This is a genomic window from Chloroflexota bacterium, from assembly GCA_018648225.1.
Classification (GTDB): Bacteria; Chloroflexota; Anaerolineae; order Anaerolineales; family UBA11858; genus NIOZ-UU35.
Genome location: JABGRQ010000119.1, coordinates 1 through 21,808, shown reverse-complemented (window position 1 = coordinate 21,808; position 21,808 = coordinate 1). Strand labels below are relative to the sequence as shown.

Annotated in this window: 18 protein-coding genes; 12 read left to right on the top strand and 6 right to left on the bottom strand. The window is 53.6% G+C overall.

Going from position 1 to position 21,808, the window contains the following annotated elements; translation table 11 throughout:
* The first annotated feature begins 212 nt into the window (after positions 1–212).
* Together HN413_11760 and HN413_11755 are read left to right on the top strand one after the other, a co-directional pair.
* Positions 213–1,001, top strand: a complete 789-nt coding sequence (locus HN413_11760) for an SDR family oxidoreductase (GenBank protein MBT3391072.1) — start codon at positions 213–215, stop codon at positions 999–1,001.
* The gene (locus HN413_11755; GenBank protein ID MBT3391071.1) at positions 1,002–1,814 is read left to right on the top strand and encodes a DUF692 family protein; all 813 of its coding nucleotides are present in this window, start codon (positions 1,002–1,004) and stop codon (positions 1,812–1,814) included.
* Between the two features lie 128 nt (positions 1,815–1,942).
* On the opposite strand, the gene HN413_11750 is transcribed toward HN413_11755, so the two are convergent.
* From HN413_11750 to HN413_11740, 3 genes are read right to left on the bottom strand one after another with little or no spacing between them, the layout of a single operon-like run.
* Positions 1,943–3,337: a transcriptional regulator gene (locus HN413_11750; protein ID MBT3391070.1), complete on the bottom strand. Its 1,395-nt coding sequence runs from the start codon at positions 3,335–3,337 to the stop codon at positions 1,943–1,945.
* Positions 3,338–3,392: 55 nt separating this feature from the next.
* Positions 3,393–5,876: an endopeptidase La gene (lon, locus tag HN413_11745; protein ID MBT3391069.1), complete on the bottom strand. Its 2,484-nt coding sequence runs from the start codon at positions 5,874–5,876 to the stop codon at positions 3,393–3,395.
* 2 nt (positions 5,877–5,878) lie between these two features.
* Complete coding sequence (locus HN413_11740) at positions 5,879–7,213, bottom strand: bifunctional folylpolyglutamate synthase/dihydrofolate synthase (GenBank protein ID MBT3391068.1); 1,335 nt, start codon at positions 7,211–7,213, stop codon at positions 5,879–5,881.
* 244 nt (positions 7,214–7,457) lie between these two features.
* Here HN413_11740 and phnC point away from each other — a divergent pair, with 244 nt between their 5' ends.
* The 8 genes from phnC (at position 7,458) to HN413_11700 (ending at position 14,848) form a co-directional block, all read left to right on the top strand.
* Positions 7,458–8,264 carry a phosphonate ABC transporter ATP-binding protein gene (phnC, locus tag HN413_11735; GenBank protein MBT3391067.1) on the top strand — a complete coding sequence of 269 codons (807 nt, stop codon included), beginning with the start codon at positions 7,458–7,460 and terminating at the stop codon, positions 8,262–8,264.
* Positions 8,261–9,781 (top strand): phosphonate ABC transporter, permease protein PhnE, encoded by a 1,521-nt coding sequence (gene phnE / locus HN413_11730; protein MBT3391066.1) that lies wholly within the window; start codon positions 8,261–8,263, stop codon positions 9,779–9,781. Before phnC ends, phnE begins: the two co-directional genes overlap by 4 nt.
* A gap of 120 nt (positions 9,782–9,901) precedes the next feature.
* Positions 9,902–10,558, top strand: a complete 657-nt coding sequence (locus HN413_11725) for a DUF218 domain-containing protein (GenBank protein MBT3391065.1) — start codon at positions 9,902–9,904, stop codon at positions 10,556–10,558.
* A 113-nt stretch (positions 10,559–10,671) separates the two neighbouring features.
* Positions 10,672–11,235, top strand: a complete 564-nt coding sequence (locus tag HN413_11720; GenBank protein ID MBT3391064.1) for an HDIG domain-containing protein — start codon at positions 10,672–10,674, stop codon at positions 11,233–11,235.
* Between the two features lie 74 nt (positions 11,236–11,309).
* A complete protein-coding gene (locus HN413_11715) occupies positions 11,310–12,185 on the top strand; it encodes a hypothetical protein (GenBank protein MBT3391063.1) in 876 nt (291 codons plus the stop codon).
* A gap of 79 nt (positions 12,186–12,264) precedes the next feature.
* Positions 12,265–13,179 (top strand): methionyl-tRNA formyltransferase, encoded by a 915-nt coding sequence (locus tag HN413_11710; protein MBT3391062.1) that lies wholly within the window; start codon positions 12,265–12,267, stop codon positions 13,177–13,179.
* On the top strand, positions 13,179–13,829 hold the full coding sequence (locus tag HN413_11705; GenBank protein MBT3391061.1) for a histidine phosphatase family protein: 651 nt from the start codon (positions 13,179–13,181) through the stop codon (positions 13,827–13,829). Before HN413_11710 ends, HN413_11705 begins: the two co-directional genes overlap by 1 nt.
* Complete coding sequence (locus HN413_11700) at positions 13,826–14,848, top strand: 2-dehydropantoate 2-reductase (GenBank protein MBT3391060.1); 1,023 nt, start codon at positions 13,826–13,828, stop codon at positions 14,846–14,848. Before HN413_11705 ends, HN413_11700 begins: the two co-directional genes overlap by 4 nt.
* 268 nt (positions 14,849–15,116) lie before the next feature.
* Here the strand turns inward: HN413_11700 and HN413_11695 are convergent, their stop codons facing one another.
* The 3 genes from HN413_11695 to HN413_11685 form a co-directional block, all read right to left on the bottom strand.
* The gene (locus HN413_11695) at positions 15,117–16,421 is read right to left on the bottom strand and encodes a thymidine phosphorylase (GenBank protein ID MBT3391059.1); all 1,305 of its coding nucleotides are present in this window, start codon (positions 16,419–16,421) and stop codon (positions 15,117–15,119) included.
* Positions 16,422–16,602: 181 nt separating this feature from the next.
* Positions 16,603–17,499 carry an EamA family transporter gene (locus tag HN413_11690; protein ID MBT3391058.1) on the bottom strand — a complete coding sequence of 299 codons (897 nt, stop codon included), beginning with the start codon at positions 17,497–17,499 and terminating at the stop codon, positions 16,603–16,605.
* The gene (locus HN413_11685; protein ID MBT3391057.1) at positions 17,489–18,430 is read right to left on the bottom strand and encodes a DMT family transporter; all 942 of its coding nucleotides are present in this window, start codon (positions 18,428–18,430) and stop codon (positions 17,489–17,491) included. The genes HN413_11690 and HN413_11685 overlap by 11 nt, the downstream gene beginning before the upstream one ends.
* A 131-nt stretch (positions 18,431–18,561) precedes the next feature.
* Between HN413_11685 and HN413_11680 the strand changes: the two genes are divergently transcribed.
* Positions 18,562–20,697, top strand: a complete 2,136-nt coding sequence (locus tag HN413_11680; GenBank protein ID MBT3391056.1) for a hydantoinase/oxoprolinase family protein — start codon at positions 18,562–18,564, stop codon at positions 20,695–20,697.
* Positions 20,698–20,705: 8 nt separating this feature from the next.
* Positions 20,706–21,611, top strand: a complete 906-nt coding sequence (locus HN413_11675; protein ID MBT3391055.1) for a mechanosensitive ion channel — start codon at positions 20,706–20,708, stop codon at positions 21,609–21,611.
* Positions 21,612–21,808 lie beyond the last annotated feature (197 nt).

The window sequence follows — 21,808 nt, the reverse complement described above, 5'->3', positions numbered from 1 at the left end:
ATTTGCGCGGATACATAAGACCTGTTTCTGAATAATCTTGATTGCTCAGGCTAGCGCATTCGCAATCAAGATTTCAAAAAAAAGGGTGTGCATGGGGTGCTGCGCACCCCATGCACACCCTTTTTTTGACTTTTCTCCGCCGAAAGCGGGGGATGCCAAAATGGTAATTATTTGGGAACAACTCTAATATACAAATAATACAAGGAGGTATTATGGATCTTGAACTTAACGGCAAAGTCGCCGTCGTCACCGCCGCATCAAAAGGTCTTGGCAAAGCCACCGCGTTGGCGCTGGCCCGCGAAGGCGCGCATATCGCGATGAGCGCCCGCAGCGAAGCCATCGAAAGCGCCGCGGCAGAAATTCGCGCCGAAACTAACGCACAAGTCATCACCCTGCGCGGTGATATTGCCCAGCAAAGCCATATTGACGAATTGGTGAACGCCACCCTCGAGCAGTTTGGACAAATTGATATTCTCTTTGTCAATGCGGGCGGCCCGCCACCGGGCAATTTTCTTTCGCTCAAACCTGAAGATTGGGAAGCTGCCTGCAACCTGACCTTGATGAGCGCCGTGCGCCTGTGCTACGCGGTTGTGCCGCATATGATTGCGCGCGGCGAGGGCAGTATCATCGCTGCGCAATCGGTTTCAGTTAAGCAGCCCATCGATAATCTGATTCTCTCCAATTCGCTGCGCATGGCCGTAATTGGCCTATTCAAATCGCTGGCGAACGAACTTGGCCCAAAGGGAATCCGCGTCAACACAATTAATCCCACTTACACCTGGACCGAACGCGTAGAACAATTGATGAATGACCGCGCCACTCGCAGCGGTAGAGCAGTAGAAGAAATCACTGCCGAACTTGTCAAACAAGTCCCTCTGGGGCGCATGGGTACAACCGAAGAATTCGGGCGCACCGTGGCCTGGCTGGCTTCCCCGGCGGCATCCTTTATTCATGGTCAGGCTATCATGTTCGACGGCGGCATGGCAAAATCGGCCTTGTAAATGGATTTCGCCATCAACTACTCCCCACAGGCTGTGGCGCTGGTCGCTGCTGGCTCAATTGAGATTGATTTTTTCAAAACTCCACCCTGGCCGGAGATGATCGCTAAAGCCGAAGCGTATCGCCCGGTTGCCGTGCATTTCAACTTGCGCGCCGGAACAGGTCAACTGCACAAAACAGATTGGGGCGAAATCGAAACTTTTCTGGAAACCACGTCAACGCACTACGTCAACCTGCATCTGGCTGCCGACAAGCGCGATGGTTTGCCCTTCAACTGTGATTACCCCTCATTGGCAGATGATGAGCAAATAATGGCGAATTTACACGCCGATGTGGGTGCAGTTGTATCGCGATTTGGCCCGGAGCGCGTGATCGTGGAAAATGTACCCTACCACTTCGGTGAGGAGCATGTCATTCGAACCTGTATCCTGCCCGAGGTAATCAGCGAGGTCATCGAGAATCATGGTTGCGGTCTGTTGCTCGACATCTCGCATGCCCGCATCAGCGCCGACACCCTTGGTTTGGATGCCAAAGATTATATGCGCGCGCTCCCTCTGGAACAACTCCGCGAGTTACATTTCACTGGCCTGCACGACCTCGGCGGCGGACATTTAATGGATCACCTGCCCGCACTCGATGAGGATTGGCCCTGGCTGGAATGGGTAATGGCAGGCATTCAAAATGAAGGTTGGGAGAAACCCCATTTGTTAGCCTATGAATATGGCGGCGATGGACACCCCTTTTTCGCAGCCAATAGCGATTCCAGCGTTATCGCACGCGATGTGCCGCGGATGTATGCGCTGTGTAAGGGTTGATGGTAAAAATCTGTTAGCTAAATTGGTTCAATCTGAAAATGACTTGGGGAATGAGCAACAATTTGCACAGATTGAACCAATTTTTCGGGAAGTCATTTTTAGACAATCATTAACCTGTAACCCGAAACTCATTTCAAAATATAATACGTCCCCCGCTTTGTCCCCATCTTTAGCAATATCCCCTTATCTACTAAATCGACCAGATCGCGGCGCAGGGTTTCTGGCGAGACATCCGGGCAGAGTTTCTGATAGGCGCTACTCGTGAGGCGTTTGTGCGAAACCAGATAGCCAATGGCCTGTTCCTGTCGTAGATTGAGTTCAATTTCCGTGTAGCGCGCCAAATCGGATATCGACGATTCATCCATAGCACCATCCGTAGCCGAGGCTAGCCGCACCCGAAAGGTACCACCGATCTCTTCAAACTGCGGTTCCGGCAAGTGATTTTGGCGCATTACGGCAACCACGCGATTCAGGCCATACCCCAAACGCTCCACATACCCCAAATCCGAAAGCACCTGGGCGATAACGGCATTGCGCGAGAACCGCGCTTCCAGTAGATTCGCCATATTTACCGGGCCGGGCAAACCGCCGGGGGAGTGAACTTCCAACCGATCGGCAAAAATATGCAGATGAATGCTATCGCCCTGCTGATTGTAGTCGCGATGCGCCACGGCATTGACCAGCAACTCTCGCACGGCTTCCAGGGGGTATTCCGGGGTTTCAGTACGCTGCATCCCCACCAAACGCGCCACGCTGCGCACTTGATCGCGCACAAAATTCTCTGCCCGATTCAATTGCTGCGGCAGTGTGCCGCGTATCTCTTGCTTTACAAATTGATCTGAAATCGCCACACCGGAAAAACGAGCCGCCAGAATGGTTGCGCTGGGAACCCACTGTTGAGGATGTCGGCCAAAAAGTAGCAATGCAGCATAGGCCGGTCGTAACTGCCCATCCAAAGAATATAGGCAACCGCGTCGGGAAAGCAGCCCTTCCAGAGCGTCCTCCGGGGGCAAACCCAATGTTTCTCGATAGGCGGCAACCAACTCAAAATCCAGATCGTCCAGCGTGGCATTCTCAGGGGTTTGAGCCTCAAACTGGATGGCACCCCGCTCCATCATCAGGGCACGCAAACGTTGCGGAGTCAGCGGATCGGTGCGCGTCCCCCGGCGAGTGAGATAACGTCCTTCGTAATGGTAGGCATGTGGCAATCCCGGAGGAACCGTAATTCGCATAATGGTTGCATCCCCCACAGATTCGATCTGCGGCATGGGCAGCACCAACGACGGCGAGACCAATAGCGCCGCCTGGAAAATTCGGTCAAGCAAACCCTGAATATCGCGCAACCCTTGCGGAGTTCCACTTTGCGGATGAACGCCTAAAAGCACGCTGCCCCCCTCAGAATTTGCCATCCCGGTCAATACAGTCGCCAGCTCGGAAACGGGCACATGCTCGGGGAATCTGTGAAAGGTGGCGCTTATGTCTTGCGCCAACAGAGAATGGAGTTTACTATCAGAGGAGTTCATGCCCCCATTATAAAACAGACCTCCGAAGTCAGCGAGGCTTCGGAGGTCTGGTGCGCTAGGCCGCTTCTTCTTCCGGTGCTAGCGCTTTGGGCTTTTTCGATTTTTCTTGCGGTTCTGGGTTTGGCTCTGGTCGCAGCGCCAACTCCAGCACCTCATCCAAGTGCTTTACCAGACGAATATCAAGATCATCGCGCGCTTTTTGAGGCACGTCGATCAGGTCTTTTTCATTTTCAGCGGGCAGTATCACCATCTTTAGCCCAGAACGGTGTGCGGCCAGAATTTTCTCGCGCACGCCGCCGATGGGCAGCACACGCCCGCGCAATGTAATCTCGCCGGTCATACCCAAATCGCAGCGCACCGGTATTTCGGTAAAAGCTGAAATCAATGCGGTGGCAATCGTAATACCCGCGCTGGGGCCATCTTTGGGGATCGCGCCTGCCGGGATGTGCAGATGAATATCCAATTCTTGAAAACGTTCTGGATCAATTTCAAAATCTTCGGCGCGCGACTGCAAATAAGACATCGCCGCCTGGGCTGATTCTTGCATCACCTCGCCAAGCTGACCGGTCAGCTTCAGGCCGCTTTTCCCCTCGATCAGCACTACTTCTACGGGCATAATTTCGCCGCCGTTGGCTGTCCAGGCGACCGCGGTGGCAACGCCAATTTCATCTTCGCGCTCAGCCTGATGATAGAAAATCTGCCGCGGGCCGAGGAAGGTGTAAATTTCGGCCTCGTCCACTATCTTGGAAAATTCGGCACCTTCGGCCTTTTTGCGCGCCAACTTGCGGCACACGCGCCCAATTTCGCGCTCCAGATTTCGAACGCCAGCTTCATAGGTGTAATAGCGGATAATTTCGCGCAGCGCGGCTTCGGTGAATTCGATTTCTGCCGCTTCCAGGCTGCTATCTTCAAGTTGACGCGGGATCAGAAATTGGTTTGCAATTTCGAGCTTGTCTTCTTCAATATAGCCAGGGAATTCGATCACTTCCATGCGATCCAACAGCGGATCGGGTATGGTCATATCGGTGTTGGCTGTTGTAATGAACATCACATTGGAAAGGTCGTAATCGAGTTCCAGATAATGATCGGAGAAAGCATGATTTTGTTCCGGATCCAACACTTCGAGCATCGCAGAGGCCGGATCGCCGCGATAGCTGCTGCCAAGTTTATCAATTTCGTCCAACATAAAGAGCGGATTGGTGACTTTAGCCCGCTTCATGGTTTGCAAGATTCGTCCCGGCAGCGCGCCAATATAGGTGCGGCGGTGGCCGCGGATTTCGGCTTCATCGCGCACCCCGCCGAGGGAAATACGCACAAACTCGCGTCCCAGCGCGGTGGCAATCGAACGCCCTAACGAAGTTTTTCCCGTACCGGGCGGCCCGACAAAACACAATATCGGCTGGCGCGACTTCTTGGGGCGCAAGCTTTTGACGGCAATATACTCCAGAATGCGGTCTTTGGCCTTTGGCAATCCATAGTGATTTTCATCCAGCACTTTGGCCGCGTTGATGACATCCAGATTATCCTCGGTGGATTGATCCCAAGGTAAATCCAAAATCCAGTCCAGATAACTGCGAATGATGCCCACTTCGGGCGAGATGGGCGGCACATGGTCGAGGCGGCTGATTTCTTTCAGCGCGCGCTCACGCGCCTGTTCGGAAAGTGCAATCGTTTTTACACGCTCCTTGAGTTCCGCCACATCGGCAATATGCGGATCCCCCTCCCCCAATTCAGTCTGGATCACCTTCATCTGCTCGCGCAGATAAAATTCGCGCTGCGTCCGGTCCACTTCACTGCGCGTGCGCGTCGATATTTCGCTTTCCAGTTCGAGTACATCCAATTCCTGAGCCAGCAACTCACCCACATAGTTCAGGCGCTCCTGTGGATTGAGCATCGCCAGTAATTTAATTCGCATTTCGATATCCGGCGAAATCGCGGTCGCGATCATATCGGCCAACCAACCGGGTTCATCGATATTCAGAGCAAATAAATAGGCTTCTTCGGGAATGCTGCGATTAAGCTGCACGCAGCGATGGAAGAGATCGAGTACGGAGCGCATCGAAGCTTGCGAACGCCGATCTATGCGCACATCTTCGAAAAGCGGGCGCACACGGGCGCGGATATACGGTTCTAATTGGGTAAACTCCACAATCTCTACGCGGCGACGAGCCTGCACCAAAGCCGAACTGGCGCCATCCGGCATATTGATTAATTTACCCACCGCGACTTCCACCCCGATGTGGAAAAAATCATCCGGGGTTGGATGTTCCGCTTCCAAATTGTGCTGCACCAACGCAATCAAAGTCTGATTCTGCTCCTGGGCTTCTTCAACCGCCCAAAGCGTTTTCTCACGGCCAATAAACAGCGGCGATACCATCTGCGGATACACCACCAGACCGCGCAGCGCCATCACTGGCGATTCAATCATCCCAGCCGCATCCGGCAACAGATCATTGATGCTATATAGTTCCTCTATGCGGCGATGCAGCGTCTCAGCGTATTCGTCGCTGTCGTACAAATCCCAATCATCTTGCTGCATATTTACTCCGTATGCACTCGCTCAAACCAGGCGATGCGCGCGCTGGCGGCGATGAAAATACTGCCGGTCACCAAAATAATCGCTTCAGGGGGCGCTTCGCGCAGCGCCATTTCAAGCGCAGCGGCCGGGCTGGCACAAGCAAAAACCGGTTTTCCTAAAAAGCGCGCCGCTTCTGCCAAAGCTTCGGGCACCATCGCCCGTGGATGCGGCGCCTGCGCACAATAAATTCGTTCGGTCTGCGGCTTGAGCGCCGCCAGCATACCAGGGATGTCTTTATCTTCCGAAACCCCAACCATTAAATAAACCGGGCGCTGCGGAAATAACAAATCCAGCGTTTCTTGCAATCGAACCATTGCCCCAGGCGTATGCGCCGAATCGACGATCACTGGCGGCTCCTGGCGCAGCACTTCAAAGCGCCCCGGCCAATACACATTAGCAAAACCCTGCTGGATGGCTGCGTCGTCAATTGGAAGACTCTGCCCTCGCAGGGAATCGAGCGCAGCATAGGCGACGACCGCATTTTCGATCTGGTGCGGCCCGAGCAGGGGAATCGCCAACTTAACCGGAGGCTGATCCGGTGGCGAGATGATAAAACTTTGCCCCTCCAGGGAGTGCGTCTCCGGGCGGTTAGGATACGCTTTGGGGATATATACCAAAGCCGCGTCTTTCTCGGCGGTAATGCGCTTAATCACCTCGAGGGCAGAATCCTGCTGGGGAGCCAGGATCACCGGCACGCCTGGTTTGATGATCCCGCCTTTTTCGGCAGCAATCTCCTCGATGGTATTCCCCAGCACATAGGTATGTTCCAGGTACAAAGCCGTAATCACCGCGACTTCCGGTATGACGATATTGGTCGCATCCAGTCTGCCACCGAGTCCCACTTCGATCACCGCAACATCTATTTTTTGGCGGGAAAAATGCCAGAAAGCCAGGGCAGTGGAAATTTCAAACGTGGTCAGGCGCGGGATCGCATCGACATAGGGCTTAATTTCGTCGATAATTTCCACCAGATCGGCGCGAGTGATCGATTTTCCATTCACCTGAATGCGTTCTTCGAAATCCCGCAAATGTGGCGAGGTGTACAGGCCAACCCGATACCCTTGCGCTTGTAAAGCGGCGGCGCAAAAAGCGCTCACCGAACCTTTACCTTTGCTGCCTGCCACATGCAGGCTGGGGTAGGTTTGCTGTGGCTGACTTAACGCTTCCATCAGGGCGTACATGCGCGTAAGATCAAAATTCTCTGGCGAAAGATTTTGCTGATGCGTCAGGCTGAAATCAACGTAGCTATAAAGATAATCGAGCGCGTTTTGATAGCGGGTTTCGAGGTTGTTAAGCATAGCAGGCAGATTGTAACCCCGCGGAGGGTATGACGCAAGAGAGATGCCCGGGCGCGAATTCGCCAATATTTTCGGGAAGCGGCTGACAGTTTTTGCATATTCACAAGTGATAAATGACAGCGTCGCAGACAGTCACGGCATGATAAAATTATCCCGTTCGCATTAGTTTGACAATGTTACAGCGCGGATATTTCCGACCACCCTTGTTGTAATGTGACAATGCCAAGTTAGCAAGGAGTAGCTTATGCTTGAAATTCGAAATTTAACCAAAGTGTACGACGACGGTACGGTTGCGCTCAAAAATGTAAGTTTCACCGTAGACGATGGCGAATTTTTGGTCGTCATCGGCCTGAGCGGATCCGGCAAATCGACATTGCTGCGCTGTATCAATCGGCTGATTGACCCCACCGAAGGCGAGATTATTTGGAATGGCGTTGATATGGCCCAACTTCAGGGTGAAGAACTGCGCAAAAACCGCCGCCAAATCGGCATGATCTTCCAGCACTTTAATTTGGTCAGGCGCTCCACCGTGCTGACCAATGTGCTCGCTGGACGATTGGGTTATACCCCGCAGCGAAACAGCCTGCTCGGTCGTTTTTCAGAAAAAGACAAAGCAAAAGCCTGGACCGCGTTGAAGCGCTTGGGGATTGAAGATCAGGCCCACAAACTGGCCCGTGAGCTAAGCGGCGGGCAGCAGCAACGCGTTGGCGTGGCGCGCGCGCTGATGCAGGAACCATTGATGATTCTGGCGGATGAACCCGTTGCCAGCCTCGACCCGGTATTGGCACATTCCATTTTGCAATATCTGGAAATGCTCAACCAGGAAGATAATATGACCGTTCTGTGCAGCTTGCACTATCTCGATTTGGTGCAGCAATACTCCACACGCGTCATCGGCTTGCGCGATGGCGAGATCGTCTATCATGGCAGCCGCGCAGATATTCGCGCCATGACGGATAATGAATTTAAAGAAATTTACGGAGAAGAGGCCGTCCGCGTTAGCGCGGGTCTCGAAGGCAATTTGAACGACAACGCGGAGGGCGCAGCATGAGCAACAACACCAAAAAATTGGCTCATAAAGATGATATTCGCCAGCCCAGTCTGGTAAAGCCCCCGGTTGCAGCCCTGCTCTCTTTGATTTTGCCAGGCCTGGGACAAGCCCTTGCCCGCGCCGCGCGACGCGGCCTATTGCTTTTGTTCACAATCACCAGTATAGTCGGCCTGCTGTTGTGGCGCTTCAAACTGACTGCGCCACGCGATGAGGGCTGGGTCAATATTATCAAAAAAGGTTGGCATCTCGATCCATTCTTGATCGCTGTGACGATCTTAGTTGCTCTGCTTTATATCTGGATCGCCGTAGATGCCTACGCAATTGCTAAAGACCCCACACGCACACCAATTGGGGTTTTCTTTGTGCTAATCGTGGTATTCTTTGCCCTCGGTTGGCAGATCGGACAAATTGATCTGGTGACATTAGTCACCCAGGCCGATGAAGCCGGACCTCCACTGGGACGCGTGGCTTGGCCGTGGGAAAAAGCTATCGCCTATGAACAAAGCATACTAGCCGCTTCTGCCGATATTCGAGTCCCCTGCACCGGCGATGAATTAGCGCCGAATGAAATTGCCGGAAGCGAACCTGTTTTGATTGCTACTCCGACCTGCGGCACGCTGAGCACACAAGAGGGCGAGGCCGGCACTATTCTACATCTGGAAGGCCACAACTTTGCGCCGGGAGAAGATACCGCGATAAAATGGAAAGATCCCATCGGGAATATTTTCCGCCAACGGCAAGGAGGCGAGTATGTTGTCGTAATACCCGATTCTGAGGGCTATTTTGAAGTCGATATCATTATGCCCTACCGCCTGCTGCCCCCCAGCGCTACTGATCCCTTCTACGTTTGGGTGGTCTTCGGCGAGCAAACAGCCGATATGGGTGCAGCCCACCTGAGCGACGACTTCAAACTCGTTGTCGAAAAAATGATCGAGACCATCTTCATCGGTATGATGGCAACTTTCTTTGGTGTGATACTGGCTGTGCCAGTGAGTTTCTTCGCCGCCCGCAACCTGATGTCGGCATCGCCGATCACGCTGGTGGTGTACTATCTGGTGCGCGGCGTACTCAATATTATCCGCTCCATCGAGCCGATCATCTGGGCGATCATCGCTGTGATCGTGGTCGGGCTTGGCCCCTTTGCCGGTATTCTGGCATTAGTCTTCCACTCCATCGCAGCGTTGGGCAAGCTTTATTCCGAAGCCATCGAATCGATCGATCCCGGCCCTATCGAGGCCATTCAAGCCACCGGAGCCACATGGCTGCAAACGGTGGTCTACGCGGTCGTTCCGCAAATCGTGCCGCCCTTCGTTTCCTTCACCATCTATCGCTGGGACATCAATGTGCGCATGTCCACCATCATCGGTCTGGTCGGCGGCGGCGGTATCGGCTTCTTGCTGGTGCAATATATCCGCATCCTCGACTACCGTTCCGCGGGCATGGCCGTGTGGTTCATTGCCATCACCGTTGCCATTCTCGACTATGTCAGCGCAGAAATTCGGGCTCGCTTCGTGTAAATTTGCAGTTTTCTAAAAAAAAGTAAGCTTTCACAACAGGGGCGGGTCTGAGACCCGCCCCTATACGTTTTAACCATGCAAAGGTAAAATCTCCCCGTGTTCACGAAAATCTTCAAAATCATGTTGATTACTATCTTTATCGCCATCGCAGCCGGAATAACCGCGCTGATCGTCCCTCGGGCGATTACCGCGCTATATGCGCTGCGGCGGACCGCGTCGGTGGGGCAAATCCAACCCCAAAGAGTAGCCATCGTTTTTGGAGCTGGTCTGTGGCGAGATGGTTCCCCAACCCCGGTGCTGCGCGACCGTGTAGAAACCGCGGCGGAACTATACTTCAATGGCAAAGTCGAAAAATTGCTCATGAGTGGCGATAACCGCGTAGTGGAGTATAACGAACCCGCTGCCATGCGCGACTACGCTCTAGAATTAGGCATCCCCGATGAAGATATTGTGCTCGATTATGCGGGTCGGCGCACCTATGATACCTGTTACCGTGCCAGCGCTATCTTTGAAATCGATTCAGCCATTCTGGTGACGCAGAGTTTTCATTTACCGCGCGCCCTGTACCTGTGCAATATGCTGGGCGTAGACGCTACCGGCACCCCCGCTGATCTGCGCACCTATCGCCGCCGCTCATTGGCTTACTGGCATACCCGTGAAACCATCGCCACACTGGTTGCCCTGTGGGATGTGCATATCCTGCGCCCTTTGCCGGTACTCGGCAACCCGGAGCCAATTTTCACCGAGAACAGCACAAATCCGATAATTAGCAATTAGCCAAACCTCCGAGATTTAGCTTGTTTCATAGTGCAAAAACAATGTGCCAAAGCAAACTACATAACACTGTAAGCATCTAAAAAATCTCGGAGGTCATAAGGGAGAATAAATTCATGCAACGAGAAGAAGCCCTTGCGATTGTACGTGAATTCGTTAAAAATGAAAATCTGGTGCGCCACATGCTGGCCGTCGAGGCTGCCATGCGCTTCTACGCCCGCAAATTTGGCGAAGATGAAGAACTGTGGGCCGTGACCGGTCTGCTGCACGATTACGACTGGGAAATCCACCCCACACTCGACAAGCACCCCCAGGTCGGGATTGCGCTGCTGAGAGCGCGCGGCGTCTCTGATAATATTTTACAAGCCATTCTCAGCCACGCCGAACATACCGGTGTGCCGCGTACCACCACAATGGAAAAAGCCCTTTTCGCCTGCGACGAAATCACCGGCCTGATCACCGCCGCGGCGTTGGTGCGGCCTTCACGCTCATTGGACGATCTGACCGTCAAATCCGTCAAGAAAAAATGGAAGGATAAAGCCTTTGCCGCGGGGGTCAACCGCAACGAAGTTGCTCAGGGAGCCGAAGAATTCGGCATTGAACTCTGGGAGCATGTCGCCAACGTCATCGAGGCTATGCGGCCAATCGGCCCCGACCTGGGGTTAGAACGGCTTCCGTAACAACTACCGCGACCCGGATACCCCTCCAGCGTATATCACTTCAATTGAAAACAAATCAACCTGGAGGTTATTCCATGCAAAAAAAATCACTTCTGGCAGTTCTCACTGCGCTCACCCTGGCAACGCTCGCCTGCGGTGTCAACTTCAATCTCCCGATCACCACGGATATTAAAACCGGGCCCACAACCATCAAAGAAATCCGCGTGCCGCGGCCCAGTACTACTAAAGAGACCAGCGAAATAACTCTGACATTTGGCGCCGGAGAACTGTCACTGGCCCCGGGGGCAAAAAATAACCTCATCGAAGGCACGGCCACCTTCAACGTCCCCGACCTGAGGCCAAACATCAGCACGCGGGGCAATCGCGTTGAAATCTCCAACGGAAGCCTGGAGATCAATGGCATCCCTAATTTTCAAGAGCGGGTCAAAAACGAATGGGATTTTCAACTTAGCGATGATCCGATTGATCTTGCCATCCAGGCCGGGGCCTATGTAGGCAGCTATGAATTCGGCGGGCTCAACTTACAAAACCTGCACATCACGGATGGCGCGGCCGAAGCACATTTGAATTTCGCGGAACCCAATCAGAGCGTGATGACCACCTTGCGTTACGAGACCGGTGCATCGAATCTTGCATTGAGCAACTTGGCAAATGCCAACTTTGAAACAATGATTTTCCAGGGCGGCGCGGGAAGTTATGACCTCGATTTTTCCGGCGAACTCCAGCAGGATTGTACTGTTTTCATCAAAGCTGGATTGAGTACTATCACCATTTCGGTGCCAGAAGGCACGCAAGTTTCTTTGCGCACCGAGGGCGGTCTTTCAAATACCAGCACCCGCGGCGATGCATGGGAGGCTCAGGGCAATGAATATTCCATGCCTGGCGAGGGGCCGTTGCTGACGATCACCGTCGAGATGGGAGCTGGAAATTTGGTGTTGCAAAACCCCTGATACAAAATTAGCCAAAAAGAAAGCGTGTCGGGCAACCCGGCACTCTTTCTTTTTGAACAGATATGCTAAAATCCAGACCATGGATATTCGCGTCGTTTTCATGGGTTCGCCCGATTTCGCCCTACCCCCGCTGAGAGCGCTCCAGCAAGCATACGCCATAGTGGGTGTTGTCACCCAACCCGATCGCCCCGCGGGCCGCGGGCGCACACTCAAAGCGCCGCCCGTGAAAGAACTGGCGCTGTCGTTAGATATTCCCGTCACTCAACCCCAGCGGCTGAATCAGCCCGAGGCAATGGATCAACTACGCGCCTGGAATCCAGACCTGATTGTGGTGGCCGCATTCGGCCAAATTCTACGCCCGGAACTGCTTGAATTGCCGCGCTATGGCTGCCTGAATATCCACGCATCGTTATTGCCCAGGTGGCGCGGCGCGGCCCCGATCAATGCCGCCATCCTGCACGGCGATGCACAAACCGGTATCACGATCATGACAATGGACTCTGGTCTCGATACTGGCCCAATCATCCGCCAGCGCGCCATCCCCATCGAGGCGAATGACACTGCCGGGAGTCTGTTCAGCCGCATGGCCGATCTCGGCGCAGCGCTGCTCATCGATACGCTGCCCAATTATCTCGACGGCCAACTTCCACTCCAGGCACAGGACAAGAGCCTCGCCACCTATGCGCCCATGCTAAAAAGTCAGGATGGGCAACTCGATTTCAACCAACCCGCCGATGCACTGGCCCGCCGAGTGCGCGCATTCAATCCCTGGCCGGGAACATTTCTCATCTGGAATCATCAGCGCATCAAGATTCATCACGCTCATGCCATCAGCGCAACCTCACCCGGGTGCGGGGTGTTATTCACTCATAAAAACCAACCTGCTATCGGCACCGCGGCTGGCAGCCTGGTACTCGATATCGTACAGCCCGCAGGAAAACGCGCCATGCCCGCTGAAACTTTCTTGCGTGGGGCACGCGATTGGGGAACTTAATGACCAACTCAACCCGACAATATGATTTTACCTTTCTACGCCACGGCGAGTCTGTAGGGAACGCCGACGGCTACCACCAGGGGCAGGTTGACTTCCCTCTCACCGAAAAAGGCCGCGCCCAGGCGCAGGCTTTGGCTGCATATTGGCAAGCACACAACCCTGCTTTCGACACAGTAATCGCCAGCCCGCAAAGCCGCGCCCGCGAAACCGCCGAAATCATCACCGCCGCCCTCGGTCTGAGCATCGAACTCGACGAAATCTGGATGGAGCGCGACAACGGCTTGCTCGGCGGCCTGCACCATACCGAGGCTCAGGAAAAATATCCCCAACCCGATTTCATCCCCTTGTATGATCCCATCGGGGGAACAGGCGAAAGCCAATGGGAGCTATATTTGCGCGGCGGTAAAGCTTTTCAGAGCTTGCTTCATCGACCTCCGGCACGCTATCTCGTAATTTCACACGGCGCCATCCTGAACATGGTCGTGCGCGCCATCCTTGGCATCATGCCCCAACCCAACTATATCACCCCGCGCTTCCGCTTTCCGAATACCGCATTTGCTACGTTCACCTTCAATCCCAATTCCCACCTGTGGGTTGTCCACGGTATCAACCAGCGCCCGCATTGGGATGAAGAGGAATATCAACCATGAAAGATTTATCGATTCTTACCCTCGGCGCAGGCGCGATTGGGACGTATATCGGCGGGAGTCTGGCTCTGGCTGGACATCGGGTTACTTTTGTGGAGCGCCCTGAAGTGGCCGAAGATTTACGCGCCCGCGGCCTGAGACTCAAACTCGGAGACGGGGAGCATCACCTCGCGGCCCCGGTGGTGATCGGCTCACTCGATGAGGCGCTGGCCTCGGGGAAGTACGATATCGCCATCTTCGCCCTCAAGTCCTACCATACGCCCGCGTTCATCGACTCGCTCTCTACGCATCATGGAACACTCCCCCCTATCCTCTGCCTTTCCAACGGAGTTGATAACGAGTTGGCTCTGGCCGAAAAACTTGGCCGCGAAAAAGTCATCGCCGGAACGGTAACCACGGCTATCGGGCGCAATGCCGCTGGCGATATTACCCTGGAAAAATTGCGCGGCCTGGGCATCGCCAATGAACATCCGCTGGCAGGCGAACTTGCTCAGGCAATGACGGATGCCGGGCTGAATGCCCAGCTTTTCGAACGCGCCGCGGATATGAAATGGTCAAAGATGCTCACCAATTTGATCGCCAACGCCAGCGCCGCCATTCTGGATATGACACCTGCGGAAATCTTCGCTCATCCAGGCATTTTTGCCATCGAGATGGCGCAATTGCGCGAGGCCTTGCGGGTGATGCGCGCTCAGGGCATCCGAGTGGTAGATTTACCCGGCACACCCGTGCGGGCGCTGGCATTTGCCGTGCGCTGGCTACCCATGATAATTTCTCGCCCCTTGCTCGCCAAAGCCGTTGGCGGCGGGCGCGGCGGCAAGATGCCATCTTTTCATATTGATCTGCACAGCGGCAGCGGCAAGAGCGAAGTCGAGTATCTCAACGGAGCCGTCGCGCGTGCCGGAGCGCAGCAAGGCATCCCCACCCCGGTCAATCAATTGCTCAACGATACCCTAATTGCGCTAACCCGCGGCGAAATGCCGCTTGACGCGTATCGCAAGCAGCCGGAGAAATTGCTCTAAAAAGAGACGGGGGTATTTCAATACAGAAATATATTGCCGCTTTCTGAATATCATTTTGAGCCAGCGACGAGAAATCCCTGAGATTTAGCTCGAAATTGTACCAATGCCGGGTAAATATTCACATCGTCTCAGAGATTCCTCCCTGTGGTCGGAATGACAGGTTTCTATTAGCTCGATGATTTATTTGCCAGTTTGGAATCATAAAACTCGGTTTCACCTGTCGCAAATCATCAGGTAAAACCGAGTTTTTCGTGTTAAATATCGATTGCTATTCAATCACACCATAAAATAGCGGTAGCGGTTCTACGGGAACATCGCTCCAGGTGTGCGCGTCTAGCAAGCTTTGGCGCGCTTCTGCCAGAATACCCTCGTCATCAGCATGCAGCGTGAAGAGCGGGCTGCCAATTTCAAGATAATCGCCAACATTGCAGTGAATTTCGATCCCAACAGCATGATCGACGGGATCACCCTTTTTCGCCCGGCCAGCTCCCAGGATTACTGCGGTTTCGCCCACCACACGGGCATGAATTCCAGCTACATATCCGCTGCGCGGCGCGGGAACTATCTCGATGAATTTGGCTTTGGGGAGTAATTCGGGGTTATCGACATACGCTATGTCGCCATGTTGCGCGATCACGAGTTGGCGGAAACGCTTCCAGGCGCGGCCATCGGCTAAAGCCTCCCCCGCTAATTTTGCAGCATCCGCTTTGTTGGCAGCAATCCCCCCCAAAGTAAGCATGTGCGCAGCCACTTCCATACAATGCGTTTTAAAATCCGCTGGGCCACCACCCTGCAGGGTTTCGATCGCTTCCTTGACTTCCAGCGCATTTCCCACCGCGCACCCGAGGGGCTGGTTCATATCCGAGATCAGCGCCACGGCTTTGCGTCCGGCCAGATGGGCAATATCCACCATCAACTGCGCCAGCGTATGCGCGTCTGCCTGAGTCTGCATGAAGGCTCCCAGCCCCACTTTGACATCCAGAACAATGGCGTGCGCCCCCCCGGCGATTTTCTTGCTCATTACGGAGGATGCGATTAACGGAATCGACTGAACGGTTCCGGTGACATCGCGCAAGGCATAGAGTTTGCCATCGGCGGGGGCAAGGTCTGCGGTTTGCCCGGCCAGAACCAGGCCAACTGTATCCAGTTGATGCAAGAATTCTTCGGTGGTCAGATTTACGCGGAATCCGGGAATCGATTCGATTTTATCGAGGGTGCCACCGCTAAAACCAAGCCCGCGCCCCGACATTTTGCCAACCGGCAGGCCACACGCAGAAACCAGCGGCTCTACGACAAGGGTGGTTTTATCGCCCACCCCACCCGTAGAATGTTTGTCGACGGCTACAGGCACAACTTGTGAAAGATTGATGGTTTCGCCCGAAGCGACAATTGCTAGCGTTAGATCGGTGGTTTCTTGTGGGGTCATTCCATTGAGCAAGACAGCCATTGCCCAGGCCGCGGCCTGATAGTCGGGGATATTGCCCGTGGCGTAGTTCTGCACAAAATATTCAATTTCGGCCTGCGTGAGTTCGTGCTTATCACGTTTTTTTTCTATGATTTCTACAGCTCGCATAAGTACTCCAAAGCTTCTGTGTGAGATCTGCGGCACTAGAAATTTCACCGCAAAGCGAAAATTTATGCCAATGCTGGAAAATCTTCACGTCTCGCCACGGGGATGCCTCCCTACTACAGTCGGAATGACGAATATCTATTCGCATTAAAATTATAACCCATAGATCGATGCTATAGGGTACTCAAGTCCTACGTTCGTTGAATACACCTGCTACGCCCAAAAGCACCAGCGCTGCGCCTGCAATCGTCCAAGGCGTAATCGTTTCGCCCAAGATCAGCCAACCCAAGAAAACCGCAATAACGGGGTTGACATACGGATAGGTCATGACGATAGATGTAGGCAATAATTGAACGGCGCGCACATAGGCCGTAAATGCAAAGAGTGACCCTACCACTATCAAATAGCTCACCGCCCACCAGGCTTGAGGATTTGGATTAGGCAGCGACTCTCCACTAACGAGAAACAGCAGAACGAAACCCAGGCTACCAAAAAGCTGCTGATAGCCAGAACTGATGGAGGGTTTCACTCCAACCGGACGGCGACTTTGTAAAATGGTTCCCATGCCCCAACTAAACCCGGCAAGGAGCAAACCCAAAATGGCAAAGAGATCGGCCTGAACACCCTGTGAAAGCACCGGCCAACTGAGTACCGCAATTCCGGAGAAACCGATCATCAAAGAACCGACCAGCCGCCAGGTGGGTAAACGTCGATCTAGAAATGCTTCAACTATGGCGACCCAAATGGGTGTAGCGGCAATGATCAGTGCTGCCAGGCCTGAATCGGCGCGCTGCTCAGACCAGTTGACCATGCCATTTCCGCCCGCCCATAACAACAAACCAGAGGCAAACAGGGTGATGAACTCTTGCCGTGTTAGCCGCAGGCGAGATTTTGCCAGACGCGCCCACCCCAACAAGATGATCCCGGCGATGAAAACACGCATCAACCCCATAGCAAACGGCGGAAAACCCGAACCTTCTCGCACAGCTACACGAATTGCCAGATACGTGCTGCCCCATACGATATAAACCACGAACAGATTCAACAAGCCTTGCCAGGTGATTTGTTTTTCAGTTGTCATAATTCTTCTCGATGCCAGCGGATGCAAAAACCCTGCGACCATTACTGCGGCTACGATGCACCAAATATACACCCGTAATCACAGCTGCACCACCGAAAATTTGCCAAGAATTCAGGTTTTCACCGAATAATGGCCAGGCAATCACAGCGGTTAGCACAGGTTGTCCAAGCAACGTGGACGAAATGATCGACGCGGGCAAAAAACCCTGCGCATAATTAATCGCCAGCCAACCCCCCACCTGCACCAGCAAACCAATACCCAAAAACATGGCATAGGTCAACGAATCGTAACCGGTTAGTGTGCGCCCCAGAATGAGATTGACGAATAACAATAAAATCATTGAACTCGCCGTCGAGATCCAGAAATAGGACAGCGTTCGCATACCTGCGCGGGCGCGCTGTGTGGTCAGATAATAAGCCCCATAAAAAACACCCGATCCCAACCCCAGTAAACTCCCCATGCCAATATTACTCGCCTTCGAGAAATCTTGCCCCAAAATAATCGCCGCGCCAATGATCGCGACCAGCAGCCCCATCCAAAAACGCACCCCTTGACGTTCTCGAAAAAATAAAAAAGCGCCCAGCCCAACCCACAGGGGGGCAATATTCGCCATCAGTGTAGGGATCGTGGCGCCACTCATCACAATACCGCTCGTCCACAGAACCAGATCACTACCAAAGAAAACACCACCCAAAATCGCCAGCCAAATACTGTGGCGGGCGGGGCGGATAGATGCGCCACTACGGAATTGATTCGCAAATGGAATCACCATCACGAGAGAACCAATCGTCATTCGATAGAAAGCAGTTACTGTACCAGGAGCATTGGCGCCGCGCACAAATATGGCCGAAAAACCCAGGCTAAGCAAACCAAAACCCAACGCCAGATAGGCGCGGGTCGTTTGTGATAAACCAGAAAATATTTTTGGCAATTGATTCTCCAGGCAAAGCATAGAAACGGACCCACAGCATCCGCGAAAATAAAAGTTACGAAGGCGCAATTATAGTACAAAACCCACGCACCCTACTTGTCAGTTCCTCACTGCTCATCTATACTTGCACCATGCAAACGCAAACCACAGACCACCCCCCTGCCGCCCTGCGTGTAGGGATTGACATCGGTGGGACGTTTACCGACTTTGTCATCTTCAATCCGCACAATGGAGAAATTACGACCTTCAAGCTGCCCTCCACAACACATGACCCGGCGCACGCGGTGCTGGAGGGGTTTGAGCGAATCAGTAAACAGTTGCCAGTGGACAACAATCCGTCCGGACTGGCTCATGGCAACGTCCCATGGATAACGATCATCCACGGTTCAACGGTAGCCACAAATGCCTTGCTGGAACGCAAAGGCTCATCCGCAGCGTTGATTACCACGCGCGGCTTCAAGGATGTGCTCCAAATCGGACGGCAGAATCGGCCTGAATTATATAATTTTGCCAGCCAACCGATGGAACCACTCATCCCGGCAGAATTACGCCTGGAAGTGGACGAACGCGTGGATCGTTTTGGGCGCGTGTTGACAGCGTTGGATGAGGCACAGATTGACGAAATTGTAGAAAAGCTAAAAAAATTACGGATAGCGGATGGCGGATGGCGATCTGCGGTTGAATCCATTGCCGTCTGCCTGCTTTTCTCATTTGCAAATCCCGAACACGAGCAACGCATCGCCAAAAAACTGCGCGGGGCCGGATTCTTCGTCTCGGCCTCGCATGAAATCTTGCCCGAATACCGCGAATATGAGCGCACAAGCACCACGGTGGTGAATGCCTATGTCACGCCGGTGCTGGATCGGTATCTGAAGCGGTTGGAAGAGGAAGTTAAACAATTCGGCGCTTCAACGAGTCAACGGGCGCGTCTTCAGGTGATGCAATCCAACGGGGGTAGTATCAGCGTGAGTGAGGCCCGCAAAGCCGGGGTGCGTTGCGTACTCTCTGGCCCGGCGGGAGGCGTGGTGGGAGCGGAGTTTGTGGGGGAAATCGTAAATCAGCGATTCGACCAATCCACGAGACTGCAACTATTAACCTTCGATATGGGCGGCACATCCACCGATGTAGCCCTGATCGACGGCAAACCCCAAATCACCACCGATGCCAACGTCGGCGGACACCCGATTGGCATCCCGCTGCTCGACATCCACACCATTGGCGCGGGCGGCGGCTCGATTGCCAGCGTGGACGCGGGCGGCGCGCTGCGCGTCGGCCCAGAGAGTGCAGGGGCAGACCCTGGCCCGGCGTGTTATGGTAAAGCAGCGATCAGCTACCCGCCAGCAACCGTCACCGATGCCAACCTGTTCCTCGGCCGTATTCCCGCCGATTATTTTCTGGGCGGCGAGATGGCAGTCTACCCAAAACTTGCCGAAGAAGCCATCGCGCATATTGGGAATCAACTCGGCCTTAAACCCATCGAAACCGCGCTGGGCATCATCGAAATTGCCAACGCCCACATGGAGCGCGCCCTGCGGGTCATTTCCATCGAGCGCGGCCACGATCCGCGCGATTTTCCCCTGCTCTCGTTTGGCGGCGCGGGCGGGCTGCACGCTGCCGATCTGGCGCGACGGTTGAAAATCCCCCGCGTGTTGATCTCGCCCTACGCGGCTACTTTCTCTGCTTTTGGCATGTTGGCCGCGGATACGATAAAAGATTACACCCAAACAGTAATGCTGCCAGGAGATAGCTCCTACGAAGCGATCGCTGCCGGTATGAATTCTCTGCTCGAACAGGGGCGGCGGGACTTAACCCGCGAGGGATTCAGTTTAACAGATATTCATCTGCACCCGGCGCTGGATATGCGCTATCGCGGTCAGTCCTACGAGCTAAGCATTCCCTTCGAGCAAGATTTCATTGGCCGATTTCATGAAGCCCACCAACATTATTACGGCTATGCGCGGCATGGCGCAGAAATCGAGATCGTTAATTTGCGCCTCCAGGCTGTGGGGTCGGTACCCTCCCCAAAACTCGCCGAACAACCCGAAAGGAGTCCCGCTTGCGCCGCGGCCATCATCGACACACGCCCGGTTGTTTTTCCATCAGGCGCGCTCAACACGCCACTCTACCGCGGAGAATCCCTGGCCTGCGGCAATCAAATCGAAGGGCCAGCCATCATCGTTCGGAGCGACACGACGATCTTGCTGAACGAACAAGATCAGGCGCGCATAGACCATTTTGGTAATCTCGTAATTGAAATTCATGTATAGAGGCAGCTATGACCCGATGGCTTGAGTGGCTCCAAAACAGAGTGTATATTTCGCCCGAGATGGGTTGGCAAATCTTCGAATCGCTGATTGTACTGATCGCGATTTGGTTGCTAAGGCAAATGGTCTTACGGATCGCCTACCGCCGAAGCGAGGAACTCAAAGCGCGCTATAACTGGCGGCGGAGCAGCGCTTATCTGGCTTCGTTCATTGCTGTACTTTTGATTGCCTCATTATGGCTGACACGCACCGATCAAATTATCACCTATTTGGGCTTGCTTTCTGCCGGGTTAGCAATTGCCCTCAAAGACCCTTTGAGCAATCTGGTTGGCTGGGGCTATATTCTCTGGCGGCGGCCCTTCTCGATGGGCGACCGCATCCAGATTGGTACGCACGCAGGCGATGTGATTGACATCAATGTGTTTAAATTTGTGATGATGGAAATTGGTAATTGGGTCGATGCCGACCAAAGTACCGGGCGGATTTTACACATTCCCAACAGCCAGGTGTTTCTGGAACCGATTGCCAACTACACCGAAGAGTTTAATTTCATTTGGGACGAGATTCCAATTACTCTGACTTTCGAAAGTGACTGGCAGGCTGCCAAAACCCTGCTGGGCGAGTTGGCCGCACAACTTAGCGCGCCAGAAGATGAAGTCGCCGCAGAAATGAAAAAGCAACAACGCCATAAGTATTATTACTACTACACGTATTTGACCCCCACGGTATACACTTCGCTGAAAGACAACGGCGTTTGCCTGACGATTCGCTATCTGTGCCAGACACGCCAGCGCCGGATTGTGGAACAAGCGTTTATTGAAGAAGTGTTAAGCGCTTTTGCGCTCCGAGACGATATTCAATTGGCCTACTCAACCCTGCGGAATATTGTAGAGCTTTCAGGACAAAATCCAAATTAGTACTATAATCAGGCACATGGCAAAAGAATCGCAACGTCATTTTTCCTATTAAAATTAGTTTGGAGGTAGAAGCAATTGTGTCATTCATAGCATCTGGTGCAAAACGTTTATTCAAGCGCAACAAAAACCTGCAATTATTTTCGTGGCTAGCAGTCTGTCGGAGAGACAAGTACTTTGACAACATGAATAGCCCTACA